Annotated in this window: 13 protein-coding genes and 1 riboswitch; of the genes, 6 read left to right on the top strand and 7 right to left on the bottom strand. The window is 68.8% G+C overall.

Annotation, left to right across the window (positions count from 1 at the left end):
* Positions 1-162: 162 nt before the first annotated feature.
* Together mutS and XM1_RS05650 are read left to right on the top strand one after the other, a co-directional pair.
* A complete protein-coding gene (mutS, locus tag XM1_RS05655; RefSeq protein WP_068437538.1) occupies positions 163-2,775 on the top strand; it encodes a DNA mismatch repair protein MutS in 2,613 nt (870 codons plus the stop codon).
* Between the two features lie 88 nt (positions 2,776-2,863).
* Positions 2,864-3,784 (top strand): nucleoside recognition domain-containing protein, encoded by a 921-nt coding sequence (locus tag XM1_RS05650; RefSeq protein ID WP_068431052.1) that lies wholly within the window; start codon positions 2,864-2,866, stop codon positions 3,782-3,784.
* Between the two features lie 67 nt (positions 3,785-3,851).
* On the opposite strand, the gene XM1_RS05645 is transcribed toward XM1_RS05650, so the two are convergent.
* Complete coding sequence (locus XM1_RS05645; protein ID WP_172821889.1) at positions 3,852-7,310, bottom strand: FAD-dependent oxidoreductase; 3,459 nt, start codon at positions 7,308-7,310, stop codon at positions 3,852-3,854.
* Positions 7,311-7,488: 178 nt separating this feature from the next.
* On the opposite strand from XM1_RS05645, the gene XM1_RS05640 reads away from it, so the two are divergent.
* The 4 genes from XM1_RS05640 to XM1_RS05625 all read left to right on the top strand — a co-directional run bounded on the left by XM1_RS05640 (position 7,489) and on the right by XM1_RS05625 (position 11,488).
* Entirely contained in the window at positions 7,489-8,268 is a 780-nt protein-coding gene (locus XM1_RS05640) for a hypothetical protein (protein WP_068431045.1), read from the top strand.
* Entirely contained in the window at positions 8,240-9,097 is an 858-nt protein-coding gene (locus tag XM1_RS05635) for a M23 family metallopeptidase (protein WP_068431042.1), read from the top strand. The genes XM1_RS05640 and XM1_RS05635 overlap by 29 nt, the downstream gene beginning before the upstream one ends.
* A 73-nt stretch (positions 9,098-9,170) precedes the next feature.
* Complete coding sequence (locus XM1_RS05630) at positions 9,171-9,374, top strand: hypothetical protein (protein ID WP_231920698.1); 204 nt, start codon at positions 9,171-9,173, stop codon at positions 9,372-9,374.
* A 74-nt stretch (positions 9,375-9,448) separates the two neighbouring features.
* A complete protein-coding gene (locus tag XM1_RS05625) occupies positions 9,449-11,488 on the top strand; it encodes a bifunctional aldolase/short-chain dehydrogenase (RefSeq protein WP_068431039.1) in 2,040 nt (679 codons plus the stop codon).
* A gap of 49 nt (positions 11,489-11,537) precedes the next feature.
* On the opposite strand, the gene XM1_RS05620 is transcribed toward XM1_RS05625, so the two are convergent.
* The 6 genes from XM1_RS05620 to XM1_RS05595 form a co-directional block, all read right to left on the bottom strand.
* On the bottom strand, positions 11,538-11,801 hold the full coding sequence (locus XM1_RS05620; RefSeq protein ID WP_068431036.1) for a hypothetical protein: 264 nt from the start codon (positions 11,799-11,801) through the stop codon (positions 11,538-11,540).
* Positions 11,802-11,893: 92 nt separating this feature from the next.
* Positions 11,894-12,322 (bottom strand): rhodanese-like domain-containing protein, encoded by a 429-nt coding sequence (locus XM1_RS05615; RefSeq protein WP_068431034.1) that lies wholly within the window; start codon positions 12,320-12,322, stop codon positions 11,894-11,896.
* Between the two features lie 26 nt (positions 12,323-12,348).
* The gene (locus tag XM1_RS05610) at positions 12,349-13,152 is read right to left on the bottom strand and encodes an energy-coupling factor ABC transporter ATP-binding protein (RefSeq protein WP_231920697.1); all 804 of its coding nucleotides are present in this window, start codon (positions 13,150-13,152) and stop codon (positions 12,349-12,351) included.
* Positions 13,140-13,874 carry a cobalt ECF transporter T component CbiQ gene (gene cbiQ, locus XM1_RS05605; RefSeq protein ID WP_068431031.1) on the bottom strand — a complete coding sequence of 245 codons (735 nt, stop codon included), beginning with the start codon at positions 13,872-13,874 and terminating at the stop codon, positions 13,140-13,142. Before cbiQ ends, XM1_RS05610 begins: the two co-directional genes overlap by 13 nt.
* Positions 13,875-13,971: 97 nt before the next feature.
* Positions 13,972-14,244 carry an energy-coupling factor ABC transporter substrate-binding protein gene (locus XM1_RS05600; RefSeq protein ID WP_068431028.1) on the bottom strand — a complete coding sequence of 91 codons (273 nt, stop codon included), beginning with the start codon at positions 14,242-14,244 and terminating at the stop codon, positions 13,972-13,974.
* Positions 14,241-14,891 (bottom strand): energy-coupling factor ABC transporter permease, encoded by a 651-nt coding sequence (locus tag XM1_RS05595; RefSeq protein WP_068431026.1) that lies wholly within the window; start codon positions 14,889-14,891, stop codon positions 14,241-14,243. Before XM1_RS05595 ends, XM1_RS05600 begins: the two co-directional genes overlap by 4 nt.
* Positions 14,892-14,980: 89 nt before the next feature.
* A riboswitch (cobalamin riboswitch) is annotated at positions 14,981-15,207 on the bottom strand.
* Positions 15,208-15,276 lie beyond the last annotated feature (69 nt).

Genomic DNA, 15,276 nt, shown 5'->3' with positions numbered 1-15,276 from the left:
GGCCTGATGATCCCATTGTGCGCCGAAAGCGGGAGTCTGCAAAGGGGGGCGCAAGCCCTTGAACCATGACACGCCCGTGATACTGTGCCCGGTCGTTTCCATTGAGCCCCCGCCAAGCCCGTGACCGCAGACCTGCCCGCCATCCCAGACGACGCGACGCCCATGATGGCCCAGTACCTGGCCATCAAGCGGGCCCATCCCGATTGCCTGCTGTTCTACCGCATGGGCGATTTCTACGAGTTGTTCTTCGACGACGCGGTCAAGGCCTCGGCGGCGCTCGACATCGCGCTGACCAAGCGGGGCAAGCATGCCGGCGAGGACATCGCCATGTGCGGCGTGCCGGTCCGGGCCTACGAGGCCTATCTCGCCAAGCTGGTGCGGTCCGGCTTCAAGGTGGCCATCGGCGAGCAGATGGAAGACCCGGCCGAGGCCAAGAAGCGCGGCTCGAAATCGGTGGTGGCCAGGGACGTGGTGCGCGTCATCACGGCGGGCACGCTGACCGAGGACACGCTCTTGGACGCCCGGTCCCACAATTACCTGGCGGCGGTGGCCGAGGCGCAAGGCGCCCTGGGCCTGGCCTGGGTGGACGTGTCCACCGGCGACTTCGCCATGCAGGCCATCGGCCCGAAAACCCTGGCGGCCGCCCTGGCGCGGCTTTCGCCCGGCGAGTTGCTGGTCTCGGACCGCCTGCTGGGCAATGCCGAGTTCCATGACGTCTGGGCCGAATGGCGCAACGTGCTGTCGCCGCTGCCCACCGCCCGCTTCGATTCCGAGAATTCGCGGCGCAGGCTGGAGGCGCTGTACGGCGTCGGCGCGCTGGACGGCTTCGGCGCCTTCACCCGGCCCGAACTGGCGGCCGGCGGCGCGCTGGTCGATTACGTCGAGCTGACGCAAAAGGGCAAGCTGCCCCGCCTGTCGGCCCCGAAGCGCCTGGCCGAGGGCGCGGTGATGGAGATCGACGCGGCGACGCGGCGCAACCTGGAACTGGCCGAAACCCTGACGGGCGAGCGAAGGGGCTCGCTGCTCGCCACCATCGACCGCACCGTGACGGGAGCCGGCGCCCGGCTGCTGGCCGCCTGGCTGGCGGCGCCGCTCACCGATCCCCACGCCATCGAGTGGCGCCTCGATATGGTCGGCTTCTTCGTCGAGCACGAAAGCGTGCGGGCCGAATTGCGCGACACGCTGAAGCGCTGCCCCGACGTGGAACGGGCGCTTTCGCGCCTGTCGCTGGGACGCGGCGGCCCCCGCGACCTGGCCAATGTGCGTGACGCCCTGGCCGAGATTCCCGCGCTGCGCACCCTGGTCACCCAGGCCCATCTGGACACGCCGCCCGGCATCAACCAATGCGCCCGCGAGCTGGGCGAGCATTCCGCCCTGGTGGACCGCCTCGCCCGGGCGCTCAGCGCCGATCTGCCGCTCAATGCCCGCGACGGCGGCTTCATCGCCCAAGGATTCCACGAGGGCCTGGACGAGCTGAAATCCTTAAAGACCGAAAGCAGCGGCCTGATGATGCGCCTGGAAAAGCGCTATCAGGACGAGACCGGCATCGCCTCGCTGAAGATCCGCCACAACAACATCATCGGCCATCACATCGAGGTGCCGTCCAAGCAGGCCGACCGGCTGGGCGAGGGCTACATCCACCGCCAGACCATGGCCAACGCGGCGCGCTACACCACCACCGAACTGATCGAGCTGGCCGGCAAGATCACTGGCGCCGCCGACCGCGCCCTGGCGCTCGAGATGGAGCTGCTGGCCGAGCTGATCGGCGAGGTCACGGCGCATGCGGCCGAGATCGCCCTGGCGGGCGCGGCGCTCGCCGGGCTCGACTGCGCGGCGGCCTTGGGCGAAATAGCGTCCTCGGCCCGCTGGTCTCGCCCGAAGATCGACGACAGCACCGCCTTCGACATCAAGGGCGGCCGCCACCCGGTGGTGGAGGCGGCGCTGGCGGCCGCCAGTTCCGGCCCCTTCGTCGCCAACGATTGCGATCTGGCCGACCAACAGCGCCTGTGGCTGGTCACCGGCCCCAACATGGCGGGTAAGTCCACCTTCCTGCGCCAGAACGCGGTGATCGCCATCCTGGCCCAGATGGGCTCGTTCGTGCCCGCCGAGTCCGTCCACATGGGGGTGGTCGACCGCCTGTTCTCGCGCGTCGGCGCCGCCGACGATCTGGCGCGCGGACGGTCCACCTTCATGGTCGAGATGGTGGAGACCGCCGCCATCCTCAATCAGGCCGGGCCCCGCGCTTTGGTCATCCTGGACGAGATCGGGCGCGGCACGGCCACCTTCGACGGCCTGTCCATCGCCTGGGCGGTGGTCGAGCACCTGCACGAGGTCAATCGCTGCCGCGCCTTGTTCGCCACCCATTACCACGAGCTGACCCGCCTCACGTCGCGCCTCGCCGCGCTGTCGTGCCACATGATGCGGGTCAAGGAATGGCAGGGCGACGTGGTGTTCCTGCACGAGGTGGGGGCGGGGGCCGCGGACCGCTCCTACGGCATCCACGTGGCGCGTCTGGCCGGATTGCCTTCGGCCGTGGTGGGCCGCGCCGAGGAGGTGCTGGGCATCCTGGAAAAGTCGGATCAGGCGTCCGGCATGGCGCGCCTCGCCGACGACCTGCCGCTGTTCGCGGCACTCGCCAAGCCCAAGCCCATCGCGGCCGCCGCCGCCGCACCGCAGATTTCGGCCGTGGAAGAGGCGCTCAAAGGCGTCAATCCCGACGATCTGACGGCGCGACAGGCGCTCGATCTGATCTACGAGCTTAGGCGCATGCTTTAAACGAACTTGTCATACCACTTGTCGTCAAAGCATCTTTCCCACCCCATGTGAAAGACCCTTTGCCGCCTTCCGGGATGACAGACGCCTGATGAACACCCTGATCACCATCGTCCTGCCCGCCGGCCGCTCGGCCATCGAGCTGTCGCTGTTCGTGCTGCTGCCCATCATGGTGGTGATGCTGTCCATGATGCGTCTGCTGGAAGCCTGGGGCGTGCTGGACCGGCTGGTGGCGCTGCTCACCCCCATCCTGCGCCCCTTCGGCCTGACCGGGCTGGCCACCTTCGCCGCCATTCAGGTGAGCTTCGTCAGCTTCGCCGCGCCGGCCGCCACGCTGGCCATGATGGAGCAGCGCGGCACCTCGGACCGCCATCTGGCCGCCGCCTTCGCCATGGTGCTGGCCATGGCCCAGGCCAACGCCGCCTTTCCCTTGGGCGCGCTGGGCCTCTCGGTCCTGCCGGTGCTGGGCGTCTCGCTGGTGGGCGGGTTGCTGGCCGCTTCCGTCGCCTACCATCTGGCCGGGCGGGGCCTGTCGTCGGAAGAGCAGGTGCTGGACGAGACGCTGAAGCACCCGGTGGCAGAAAACGCCAAGGGCGTGGTGGACGTCATCAACCGGGCCGGCGCCGAGGCCTTCCGCATCGCCATCAGCGCCATTCCCATGCTGGTGGTGTCGCTGACCGTGGTCACCGCGCTCAGGCAGGCGGGCGCCATCCAGGCGCTGACCAATGCGCTGCCCTTCATCGATCCCGATCTGGTCCTGCCCGCCGTCACCAAGTATCTGGCCGGCGGCACCGCCATGCTGGGCATCGTGGACGAGCAGGCGCGCACCGGCCATCTGTCGGCGGCCCAGCTCAACGCCTGGGCCGGCATCCTGATCCATCCCCTGGACTTTCCGGGGGTGGCGGTGCTGATGGCCGCCGGCCCCCGGACGGCCCGGGTGTGGCGGCCCGCCGTGCTGGGCGCGCTGGCCGGGATCGCGCTGCGGGCGGGGGTGCATCTCGTCCTGACCTGATCGACGACGATGCGGGCGGGACGCCCGCCCTCCGGGGGCGTATGGAGCGCGGGCGTCCCGCCCGCCATTACCGCCTCAAGCCCGCCTGCCGCAGGCTACGGTCGATCCACGACTTGGACAGCTTCTCCCACACCGAGTTCTGGCCCAACCGCTCGGCCAGGCTGGTGAAGTCCACCTTGTCCAAGGGCTGGTCCTGGTCGAAGCAGGTGAACACCACCTTCTCCTCGCCGGTGACCGGGTCCTTGTGCTTTTGCAGGCACTGGGCGCAGACCTCCTTCAGCATGCATTGCATGGGCGAGTTGATCGACCCGATGCCCTGGTGCTCGCGCTTGAGGAAGGGGGCCAGGCGGTCGTGGCGCGCCTTGGCCACCGCCGCCATCATGCGGTCCGAGCCGATGGCGATGATGCGGTCCACGTCGGTGATGGGGATGGTCTGCTCGCCCAGGCGGCCCTCGCCATAGGCCACCATGGCCTCGACGATGTTGCCGACGAAGGCGCGGTCGCCGGGCCGGTCGGGGGTAAAGGCCTCGCCGCCGTCCACGCACCACACCACCACGTCGGCGGCGGCCTCGATGTCGGCCACCTTGAAACGGTCGTGGGCGTTCTTGTAGCCGGCGAAGTACAGCACCTTGGAGCCCTTGGCGCGGAAGGCCGCGCCGATGGAGAACAGCACGGCGTTGCCCAACCCGCCGCCGGCCAGCAGCACGGTCTCCGAGCCGCAGACATGGGTGGGCGCGCCGGTCGGCCCCATCAGGACCACCGGCTCGCCGGGGGTGAGGTGGGCGCACAGATCGGATGAGCCGCCCATTTCCAGGACGATCAGCCCCACCAGGCCCTGCTCCTTGTCCACCCAGGCGCCGGTCAGCGCCAGTCCTTCCATGGCGAGAGAGGTGTTGCCCACCTTGCGGGCCAGCATCTCGAAGTTCTGCAGGCGGAAGAACTGGCCGGGCCTGAAGGCGTTGGCCGCCGCCGGCGCCTTGATCACCACCTCGATGATGGTGGGCGTCAGGCGGTTGACGGCGTGGACCTGGGCGCGCAGGCGGGCGTTGAGGGTCTCGAACAATTGGGTCGCCGGCACCGGATTGGCGGGGCGGCGCGCCATGGTGCGCGTCACCACCGGATGGCCCTGCTTGGCCGAGGCCATGGCCGAGACCACGTTGCCGGCAAAGGACGGGTGGAGGTCGCCGAAGAAGCTGACCGTGCGGTCGTGGCCGTCGATATGCATCAGCACGTGGACGTCGCCCGGCTTGGTGCGGCGCTCCGGCGTGACCAGATTGCCATCCTCGTCCATGGCCTGGAAGTATTTGCCGTCCAGATGGATGCCCTTGGCCTCGCGGGCGGGCGTGGTGTTGGGCACGGTGCCCGCCGCCACCAGCACGGCACGCGCCGGCAGGCGGTGGGGCTGGCCGTCCCTATCCTTGAACTGCACGCCGTTGGCCGAGCCGAAATCGTCGGTCTCCACCGCCACCGGACTCATGCCTTCCAGGAAGCGGATGCCTTCCTCCAACGCCTTGGAGATTTCCCCGTGGTTGCGGTAGGCCGGGCTGTCGGTCAGGCCCCGGCGATAGGCCACAGTGGCGCCCCCCCAGGATTGCAGCAGTTCGAGGATGCGCGGCGCGCGACCCTCGGCGGCCGCCGCCCGGCGCTCGGCGCGGATGGCCTCGGCATGATGGATGAACTCGTCGGCGATCTCGTGGTCTTCCTCCGACCAGTGGACGCGCACCGCGTGCTCGCCCCGCTCGGCCACCAGTTGCTCGTGGCGCGACAGGAACTTCTCCACCTGAACGGGGTAATAGGCCAGGGCCTCGGTGCAGGTGTCGATGGCGGTCAGCCCGCCGCCGATCACCACCACCGGCAGACGCAGCTGCAGGCTGGCCAGCGTTCCCGGCCGGGCCGCGCCGGTCAGTTGCAGGGCCATCAGGAAGTCCGACGCCTGGCGCACGCCCTTGGCGAGGCCGCCCGGCATGTCGAGGATGGTGGGCTTGCCCGCCCCCGTGGCCAGGGCCACATGGTCGAAGCCCAGCTCGAACGCCTCTTCCAGGGTCAGGTTGCCGCCGAAGCGCACGCCGCCGAACAGGGCGAATTCCGAACGGCGCTCCAGCAGCAGGCGGATGACGTCGAGGAAGTTCTTGTCCCAGCGCACCGTGATGCCGTATTCGGCCACGCCGCCGAAACCGCCCATCACCCGCTCGCCCAGGGGCTGCCACAGGGAGCGGATGTCGCGCACGGGGCGGAAGGGCACCCTTTGCCCGAAGGAATCGACGCCCGACAGGTCGGCGGCCAGCGGCTCGATCTTCAGCCCGTCCACCGCCACCACGTGGTGGCCGTCCTGCATCAGGTGGTGCGACAGGGTGTAGCCGGCCGGGCCCATGCCCACCACCAGCACCTTGCGCCCCGAATCGGGCTTGGGCAGCGGGCGGCGGAGATTGGCCGGGTTCCAGCGGGTCAGCAGGGAATAGATCTCGAAGCCCCAGGGCAGTTCCAGCACGTCCTTCAGGGTCCGGGTCTCGGCCTCGGGCACGTTGACGGGGTCGCGGTTCTGGTTCTGGTAGACGCAGGCGGTCATGCAGTCGTTGCAGATGCGGTGCCCGGTACCGGCCGCCATGGGATTGTCCACGGCGATGATGGCCAGCGCCGCCAAGGCGTGGCCGGCGGCCTTGGCCTCGTGCATCTCGGAGATCTTCTCCTCGAGCGGGCAGCCCTCCATGGCGACGCCGAGCGCATTCTTGGCGGTGTCGCCGGTCTTCTTGTCCTTCATGCCCTTGGAACAGGAATCGCGGCCCTGGTGATGGCAGAGGATGCAGTAGTTGATCTCGTCCAGCGCGCCGGCCAGATCGGTGCCGGCATCGGTGAGGTTGAAGCCTTCGCGCCGGCGCAGGCGCGCGGTTTCGAATTCCAAGGCGGGCACGCCGCACAGCTCGCCCTTGACCACCGGCACCTGATGCAGGGGATCGTGCTTGGCCGGGACCTTGAACAGGATGCCCTGGGGGTGATAGGCGCTGTCGTTGGCGGCCACCTTGGCGGCGGCCAGGCGGACGGCCAGCTTCAGTTCGTCGCCGTGCGCGGCCTCGTCGTCCATCCAGGCCAGCACGCGCCGGGCGAAGCCGGCTTCCGAGAACGGCTCGCCCACTTTCAGCGCGTATTCCATCTCCAGCGCCTGGGCGTCCAGGGTGGCGGCCTCTTCCGCCTTGATCTCCTTTAAGGCCCGGCGCTGGACGAACAGGCGCTTGGCCTGATAGAGCGGTGCCAACCCGTCCTGGCGGGCCTTCAGGTCGGACAAGGCCGAGCGGATGGCGAACAGTTCGGCCAGAAAGTCGTCCAGATGGGGCGCCAGTTCCACCAGCAGCGCCGCCTCCTCCTTGGGCGCCAGCGCATCGGGTTCAGCGCGGGCGGCCTTGAGGCGCTCGGCCAGGGCCGGGTCGGCGGCGGCCAGCGCGCCCAGAAAGGCCGCGTCCAGCCGCTCCAGGCCGGAGCGCCGGTACAAATCGTCAAAGGAAAGGCCATGCCCAAGGGCCGGATGCGTCATGTCCACACTCATCGTCTGAAAAGCCTCGAGATCAGCGGATACCCCCACTCATCAACCTCATATGGCATTGTGTAGAATTATTCACAACGACAAAATTTTTGTGGTGAATTCAGGTAACGGCTCATTAACGCGGGTAAGGCTACCATTCATCTGGGGAGAGGGTTGCAGGACGGACAGGATGGATCATCCCGTGGAGAAGCCGGCGACCACCGAGGAGCAGGAAGCCCTGTTCCAGGCCCTTATCCTGAAATTACCCGGCGTCAAGGACCCGGCCAGGCTGGAACAGCTGACCATCCTGGCGCTGGACCTGATGCTGCGCCGTCCCTATGACCGGGAATTGCGCGACGCGCTGCGCCGCCGGGCGAGCGAGGTCGTCGCGGCGGTTAAGCCCGGCCACACGCCCGAGGTCCACCGCAACGAGATGCGCTCGGCCGCGCGCGGCTGCATCGAGGTGCTGCGCGCCGCCAAGGAGCAGCGCCTGCCGCGCTCGACCACCGACAACTGGGCCCAGTCCAAGGACGGCAAGTTCCATCCGGCGCACCACGCCGAGGAGGAGGGCGAAGGACGCGGCGTGTTGATCGCCGGCGGCGTGATGGTCGCCCTGATCCTCACCATCGGCGGCTACATCCTGTGGAGCCGCTCGCAGGAGCCGGTGGAGAACACCGGGTCCGAAACCGACCGCTTCGTCGCCATGATGGTCGAATCCTCGCAAGGCAACGCGCCGCCGTCGCACATGTTCGGCGGCGCGATCCGCGTCACCTCCATGAACGGCGTGCCGGTGGTCATCGCCGAGCGGGTGCCGCCGCGCATCTGCTCGGCCTCGGGCATGAAGCTGGTGAAGAAGGGCCTCTTGTCCGTCAACGGCATCACCCCCACCCGCGTCTCGTCGGCCATCATCACCGAATTGTGCAACAAGGAAGGCGGTGGCGATGCCACGATCATGTGGGCGCCGAAATAGCCTTCTCGCCCTGATCCTGGCCGGCATCGCCTGGGTGGGCGCGGCTGCGGCCGAGACCAGCCTCTCCGGCCATGCCGAGCAGGGCGGCCTGGTGCTGGGGCGCACCGAGCCGGGTGCGCGCGTCGAACTGGACGGGCGGTCCGTGCCGGTGGATTCCCAGGGCCGCTTCCTGCTGGGCTTCGGACGCGACAACAGCCGCACCGCCGAACTGCGCGTCATGCTGCCGGACGGAAGCGCCGAAAGCCGCGCCCTGGCGGTGTCGCGCCGCGACTGGCCGGTGCAGCGCATCGAAGGATTGCCGCGCGAGAAAACCGAGCCCGACGCCGCCTCGCTGGCCCGCCTCAGGGCCGAGACGGACATGGTCCGCGCCATCCGCGCCCAGGTGAGCCTGGAAGCGCGGTTCCTGGAAGACGGCGGCCTGCTGCGCCCTTCGGACGGCAAGGTCTCGGGCGTGTTCGGCAGCCAGCGCGTCTACAACGGCATCGGCGGCGCGCCCCATTCCGGCCTGGACATCGCCGCGCCCACCGGCGCGCCGGTCCATGCCTGCGCCGACGGCACGGTGGTGCTGGCCGCTCCCGACCTGTTCCTCACGGGGCGCACGGTGATGATCGACCACGGGCTGGGGCTGATCTCCAGCTATGCCCATCTGTCGCGCCTGGACGTCGCCGCCGGGGCCAAAGTGCGCAAAGGCCAGCTGATCGGCGCCGTCGGCGCCACCGGGCTGGCCACCGGTGCCCACCTCCACTGGGGCATGTCGTGGCTGGACGTCCGCCTCGACCCGGAATCCACGGACGCCGCCCTCCGGGAACTCATACCTTCGTATAGATAGCACAACAAGGAAGTAGCTTTCTTACTCCTTGGTATGATATCTAACCCCTACGGATAGGCTCCGTGGGGAAGCCATGCGCATGCATCTGCCCGCCACCGGTGAGAACGACACCTTCGGCGACGATATTCTGGACGAGTTGGAAGGCGAGGCTCTGGTGATCCTGGAGCATCCGGACCAGCACGCCGCCATCACGGTGAACATGGCCCGCAAGACGCTGGCCATGATCCACCGGATACGCGGGCGCGACATTCCCTGCGCCGCGCCCCAGGTGGCCTGAGCCTTCCTCTTCCCCCGTCCCCGGACATGGCGTAATAATCCCGCCTCCCGCCTTCGCCCTGTTCCGAGGTCGTCATGAAATCCCTGTGGTCCGAAACGCAAGCCGAATCCTACGTCGCCAAATACGCGCCGCAGGGGGTGAACCGCGACCTGGCGCTTCGGGTCTACACCACCCGGCTGCTGGGGGGCGATCCGCGCCTGGTGCTGCACGGCGGCGGCAACACCTCGTGCAAGACCATCGTGAAGGACCTGCTGGGCGACGACGTCGAGGTGCTGTGCGTCAAGGGCTCGGGTTGGGACATGGGCGACATCGAGCCGGCCGGCCTGCCCGCCGTGCGCCTGGCACCCCTTTTGAAGCTGCGCAAGCTGGACACGCTGTCCGACGAGGACATGGTCGACTACCAGCGCGGCAACCTGATGAACTCGTCGTCGCCCAACCCGTCGGTGGAAACGCTGCTGCACGGCTTCCTGCCGCACAAGTTCATCGACCACACCCATTCCACCGCCGTTCTCTCGCTGGTGGACCAGCCCGACGGCGAGGCCCTGGCCCGCGAGGTCTACGGGCGTCGCATGGGCTATGTCCCCTACATCATGCCCGGCTTCGCCCTGGCCAAGAAGGCGGCCGAGGTGTTCGAACAGGACCCGACCGTCGAGGGCCTGATCCTGGTCAAGCACGGCATCTTCACCTTCGGAGACGACGCCAAGACCGCCTACGAGCGGATGATCGAGATGGTGACCCTGGCCGAGCAGCGCCTGGAAAAGGGCCGCAAGCCCCTGGTTCCCGCCCAGAATCTGCCCAAGGAAATCGCGCCCCTGGCCGAGGCGGCGCCCATCCTGCGCGGCCTGCTGGAAGGCGGCGGCAAGCGCCGCATCCTGGATTTCCGCACCAGCCCGGCCATCCTGGCCTATGTGAACGGCGCCGAGGTCTCCCGCTATTCCCAGCAGGGCGTGGTCACCCCCGACCACACCATCCGCACCAAGAACTGGCCGGTGGTGCTGCCCGCCCCGGAAGCCGGCAAGCTGTATCTGTGGGCCGATTCGGTCCGCGCCGCCATCGAGGCCTTCGAGGCCCGCTACCACGCCTATTTCAGCCGCAACAACCAGCGCCTGGGCGGCACCAAGACCGAGCTTGACCCCAAGCCCTGCGTCGCCCTGGTGGCCGGACTCGGCCTGTTCGGCATCGGCGCAAGCGCCAAGGACGCCGCCATCGCCGCCGACATCGCGGTCAACACGGTGGAGAGCATCACCGACGCCGAGGCCATCGGCCGCTTCGAGCCGGTCGGCGAGGCCGATCTGTTCGACCTGGAATACTGGTCGCTGGAACAGGCCAAGCTGGGCAAGGCCGCCGAAAAGCCCCTGGCCCGCCAGGTGGTGGTGGTCACCGGCGGCGGGTCGGGCATCGGCGCCGCCACCGCCAAGGCTTTTGCGCGTGATGGGGCCGAGGTCGCCGTTCTCGACCGCGATTCCGACGCGGCGGCCAAGGCCGCCAAGGCCTGCGGCGGCAAGGCCATCGGCGTCGCCTGCGACGTCACCGATTCCGCTTCGGTGCGCGCCGCTTTCGACCGCGTGGCCGAGCGCTTCGGCGGCGTCGACGTGGTGGTGAGCAACGCGGGCGCCGCCTGGCAGGGCGCGGTGGGCGAGGTGGACGATGCCACGCTGCGCGCCTCGTTCGAGCTGAACTTCTTCGGCCACCAGAGCGTGGCGCAAAATGCCGTGCGCATCTTCAAGGCCCAGGACACCGGCGGCGTGCTGCTGTTCAACGCCTCGAAGCAGGCGGTCAATCCGGGCAAGAATTTCGGCCCCTACGGATTACCCAAGGCGGCCACCATGTTCCTGATGAAGCAATACGCCCTGGATTACGGCAAGGACGGCATCCGCTCCAACGCGGTCAACGCCGACCGCATCCGCTCTGGCCTGCTCACCGACGAGATGATCAAGAGCCGGTCTTCGGCCCGCGGCCTGTCGGAAGCCGATTACATGGGCGGCAACCTCCTGGGCCGCGAAGTCACCGCCGAGGACGTGGCCGACGCCTTCGTCTGGCTGGCCAAGGCCGGCAAGGTCACCGCCTGCACCGTCACCGTGGACGGCGGCAACATTGAGGCGTCCTTGCGATAGGAATAAGGGGCGGAGAACACCTCCGCCCCCGTTCAGACGACGGTGCGGCCTACTTCCAGCCGGCTTCCTTCTCGCACGCCTTCATCTCGTTGGGATGGGTCTTTTCCCAGGCGCTGATGGACAGCGTCTCGTTGTCGTCCATCTTGTTGTTCATGCAGGTGCAGTAGGTCTTGACCACCTCGGCCGACACCTTGGCGTCGGCGTTGTCCTTGATGCACTTGGCGACCCACTTGGCGTCGTCGGAGCCGGCGAAGGCGGCGCCCGGCGCGGCCAAAAGAAGTCCAAGGCACGCGGCAGCGATGAATGCTTTCATGATCCCCTCCCTTCCTTCTTCCCCAAAAAGGCCATCCCTCCAGGGGACAGGAAGAAAGTAATATGGGATGGCTATGGCCGCCTGCTAAGGGGTCAGCAGACCGGACAGCGCACCATGGGCAGATCGCGCCGGATCCAGCCCGGCCCGGCGCTCGATCCCGCCATGCCTTCCGACACGTCGAGGATATGGGTGAAACCCGCGTCGGCCAGCGCCTTGGCGGTGGCGCCCGAACGGTTGCCGGTGCGGCAGATCAGCGCGATGGGCGCGTTGCGGTCGCCCTTGGCGGCGGCCAGCAGGTCGCGCACGAAACCGGCCCCGCCTTCCGGATGCCGCATGGGGATCAGCTTGGCGCCTTCGGCCACGCCGCTCTGCTTCCACTCCTCGGGCTGGCGGATGTCGACCAGCACCACCTCGCCCTTCTTCGCCGCCGCGAGCGCCTCGGGCGCCGAGATGGTCTTGATCTCGGCCAGAGCGGGAAAGGCCAGGGACAGCAGCAGGGCGGCAGACAACAGGATGCGCATGGAAGACCTCATTTGTTGAGGCTTTGCTAATACACCTTTCGGCGGGCCGCTATCAAGGCCAACGCCTCCTCGCGGGTCCGCACCCCCAGCTCCAGCAGCAAGGGCGGTTCCAGCCCGCAGGCCGCCAGGGATTCGCGATCGGCCAGTACCTCGGCCGCCTCGCCCTGGGCGATCACCCTGCCCCCCTGGAACAGCGCCACCCGGTCGGCGAATTCGTAGGCCAAATCCACCTCGTGGGTGGTGAAGACCAGGGTCGTCCCCGCTTGGGCCAGCCGGTCCAGGGCGGCGAGCAGGCGCTTGGCTCCCTGGTGGTCAAGGCCGGCCAGCGGCTCGTCGAGCAACAGCACCTCGGGCTCCATGGCCAGGGCACCGGCGATGGCGACGCGCTTCTTCTGCCCGAAGGACAGCATGTGGGTGGCGCGTTCGGCCAGATCAAGGATGCCGAGCGCGTCCAGCGCCGCCTCGACCCGCCGGCGGGTCTCCGCCTCGTCGAGGCCGAGGTTGAGCGGCCCGAACGACACGTCCTCGGCCACGGTGGCGGCGAACAGCTGGTCGTCGGGCTCTTGCAGCACCAAACCCACCCGCTTGCGCCAGCCGGTCAGGGCCGAGCGCGTATAGGACTGCGCCGCGCCGTCCAGGCGGACGTCGCCGGCGGCGGGCTTCAAGGTGCCGTTGAGATGCAGCAGCAAGGTGGTCTTGCCCGCCCCGTTAGGCCCCAGCACGGCGAGACGCCGCCCCCGCTCCACCCTGAGGTCGAGACCGGCGAGCGCCGCGACGCCGCCGGGATAGGCATAGGCGAGGCCACGCGCCTCGAGAATCACGCCAGCCACAGGCTTACCCCCGCCAGGGCGGCCAGCCCTGCGAAAATCAGCGCCAGCACCGGCCCCGAAGCCGGACGCGCCACGGACAGCATGGGCAGCGAGCCGTCGAAGCCCCTGGCCGCCAGTCCCACTTCCAGACGCCGGGCGCGCTCCATGGCGCGCGGCAGCAACTGGGCGATCAGGAGGCCCAGCGAACGCAGTTGCCGCTTGGGCCCGAACCAGCCGAGACGGGCCTCCTGCGCATTGCGGATGGCGGCGGCCTGGTCGAGCAGCAGGAACACGAAGGTCCAGGTCAGCAGCATGACCTCGGCGATCTCGGCGGAAAGGCCCAGGCGGCGCAGGCCGCGCACCAGATCGGGGGCCGGCGTGGTGGCGGCCAGCAGCAGCAGGGCGGAAACGCAAGCCGCCGCCCGCAGCACCACCTGGGCGGCGCGCGCGCCCTGGTCGGCGGCCAGACGCAGCCCCTGGGAATCCACGTCCACCGCCAGGGTGGCCGCCCCGGTCAGCACGAAGCCCAGCGGAATGACGTTGAGCCGCAGCCAGTCGCCCGGCGGCACCTTCGCCGCCCCCAGGGCCAGCGCCCAGGCGACGGCCAAGACCAGCGCCGCCCCCGGCAAAGGGGGCAACGCCAGGGCCAGGACCAGCAGGCCAAGGGCGAGCGCCGCCTTCTCGGCGGTCGCTCGCTTGCGCCATGGTCCCGACTGTGACAGCCGGTCGATGGCCAGCGTCATGGTTGAACGCCCTCAAGCGCCGGGCGCCCACATCCGTGGGCTGGGCTCCTCCGCTGCGCTTCGGGTCGCTCAACGCTCCCGCGCTCGCTCCGCTCGCTCACTTGTCCCGCCGGCCGTGCCGGCGTCCGATGACATAGCCCAGCAGACCGGCCCCGAAGGCGGCCTGCAGCGCGAACAGCAGGCCTTCGATCTCCTTGGACGGCTGCCAGAACGGCGCGGTCCACTTCTCGTAGCCGGGATTGGAGGACGACACCACCTCGCTGGCCGCGTCGTCGGTGCCGCCAAACTGGCCGGCGGGGTTGAGGACCAGCGGGGCGGCGATGATCAGCGCCGCGGCGCCCAGCAGCAGGGTATTGGCGCGCGCGCTCATGCCTTGGCTCCTTCGATGCGCGGGGTGCGGCTGGAAAGGGCGTTCATCACCACCACGGTGACCAGGCCCTCGGCCACCGCCAGGGGCAGCTGGGTGACGGCGAAGATGCCGCCGAACTTGGCGAAGGCGCCGACGAAGCCGCTTTCCGCGTCGGGGAAGGCCAGCGCCAGCTGGAACGAGGTCACCACATAGGTGGCGAGGTCGCCCAGGAAGGCCGACAGGAACACAGCCACGGCCACCGGCGCGCCCAGGCGTCCGGCCAGCTTCCACACGCCATAGGCCACCCACGGCCCGGCGACGGCCATGGAGAAGACGTTGGCCCCCATGGTCGACAATCCGCCATGGGCCAGCAGCAGGCCCTGGAACAGCAGCACGATGGCCCCGATCACCGCCATGATGCCGGGCCCGAACTGCATGGCGCCCAGCGCCGTGCCGGTGGGATGCGAGCACGAGCCGGTGACGCTGGGCAGCTTCAGGGCCGACAGCACGAAGGTGAAGCCGGCGGACGCCGCGATGTTCAGCCGCGCCTCGGGCCGTTCGGCCAGGATGCGCTTCAGGCTCCGTGCGCCCGCCACCACGAAGGGGGCGGAAATGCAGGTCCACGCGACGGCGTGGGGGGCGGGAAGGAACCCTTCCATGATATGCATGATGAACAGACTCCGTTCGTCGAGAGACAACACCTGTCGCCGCGAAACGGAAAACTGACCCGACGGCACACCCCGGCCGAACGGGCTCGCAAGCGACTCTCGATGATGGCAGGTCTCCTGACTCGCGGGTCGTTGGGTCCGGCATAGCCTTCCCAGCCCATTTTCGGGCCAGTGGCGTCTCTCAAGGGCCGGAACCTCTCCGCCTACAGTTGCGGGGGCAGTCGCGGAATTGGCCCCTTTTCGGGCGCCGCACCACGTTCCCATTTTCACCCCGCGCCCTCTCGGATCGCGGGGAACCATCGCCGGGCACTATAATTTCGCCATGATCGGGATGCAAACCATTCCCGGCCTGATAAAGTATGGCCTTAGGTCTAGCGTGAGGAGG

Origin of the sequence: Magnetospirillum sp. XM-1, assembly GCF_001511835.1 — a bacterium.
GTDB lineage: Bacteria > Pseudomonadota > Alphaproteobacteria > Rhodospirillales > Magnetospirillaceae > Phaeospirillum.
Note: the sequence above shows the minus strand (reverse complement) of the source record. Positions and strands in the feature narration are given on the sequence as shown.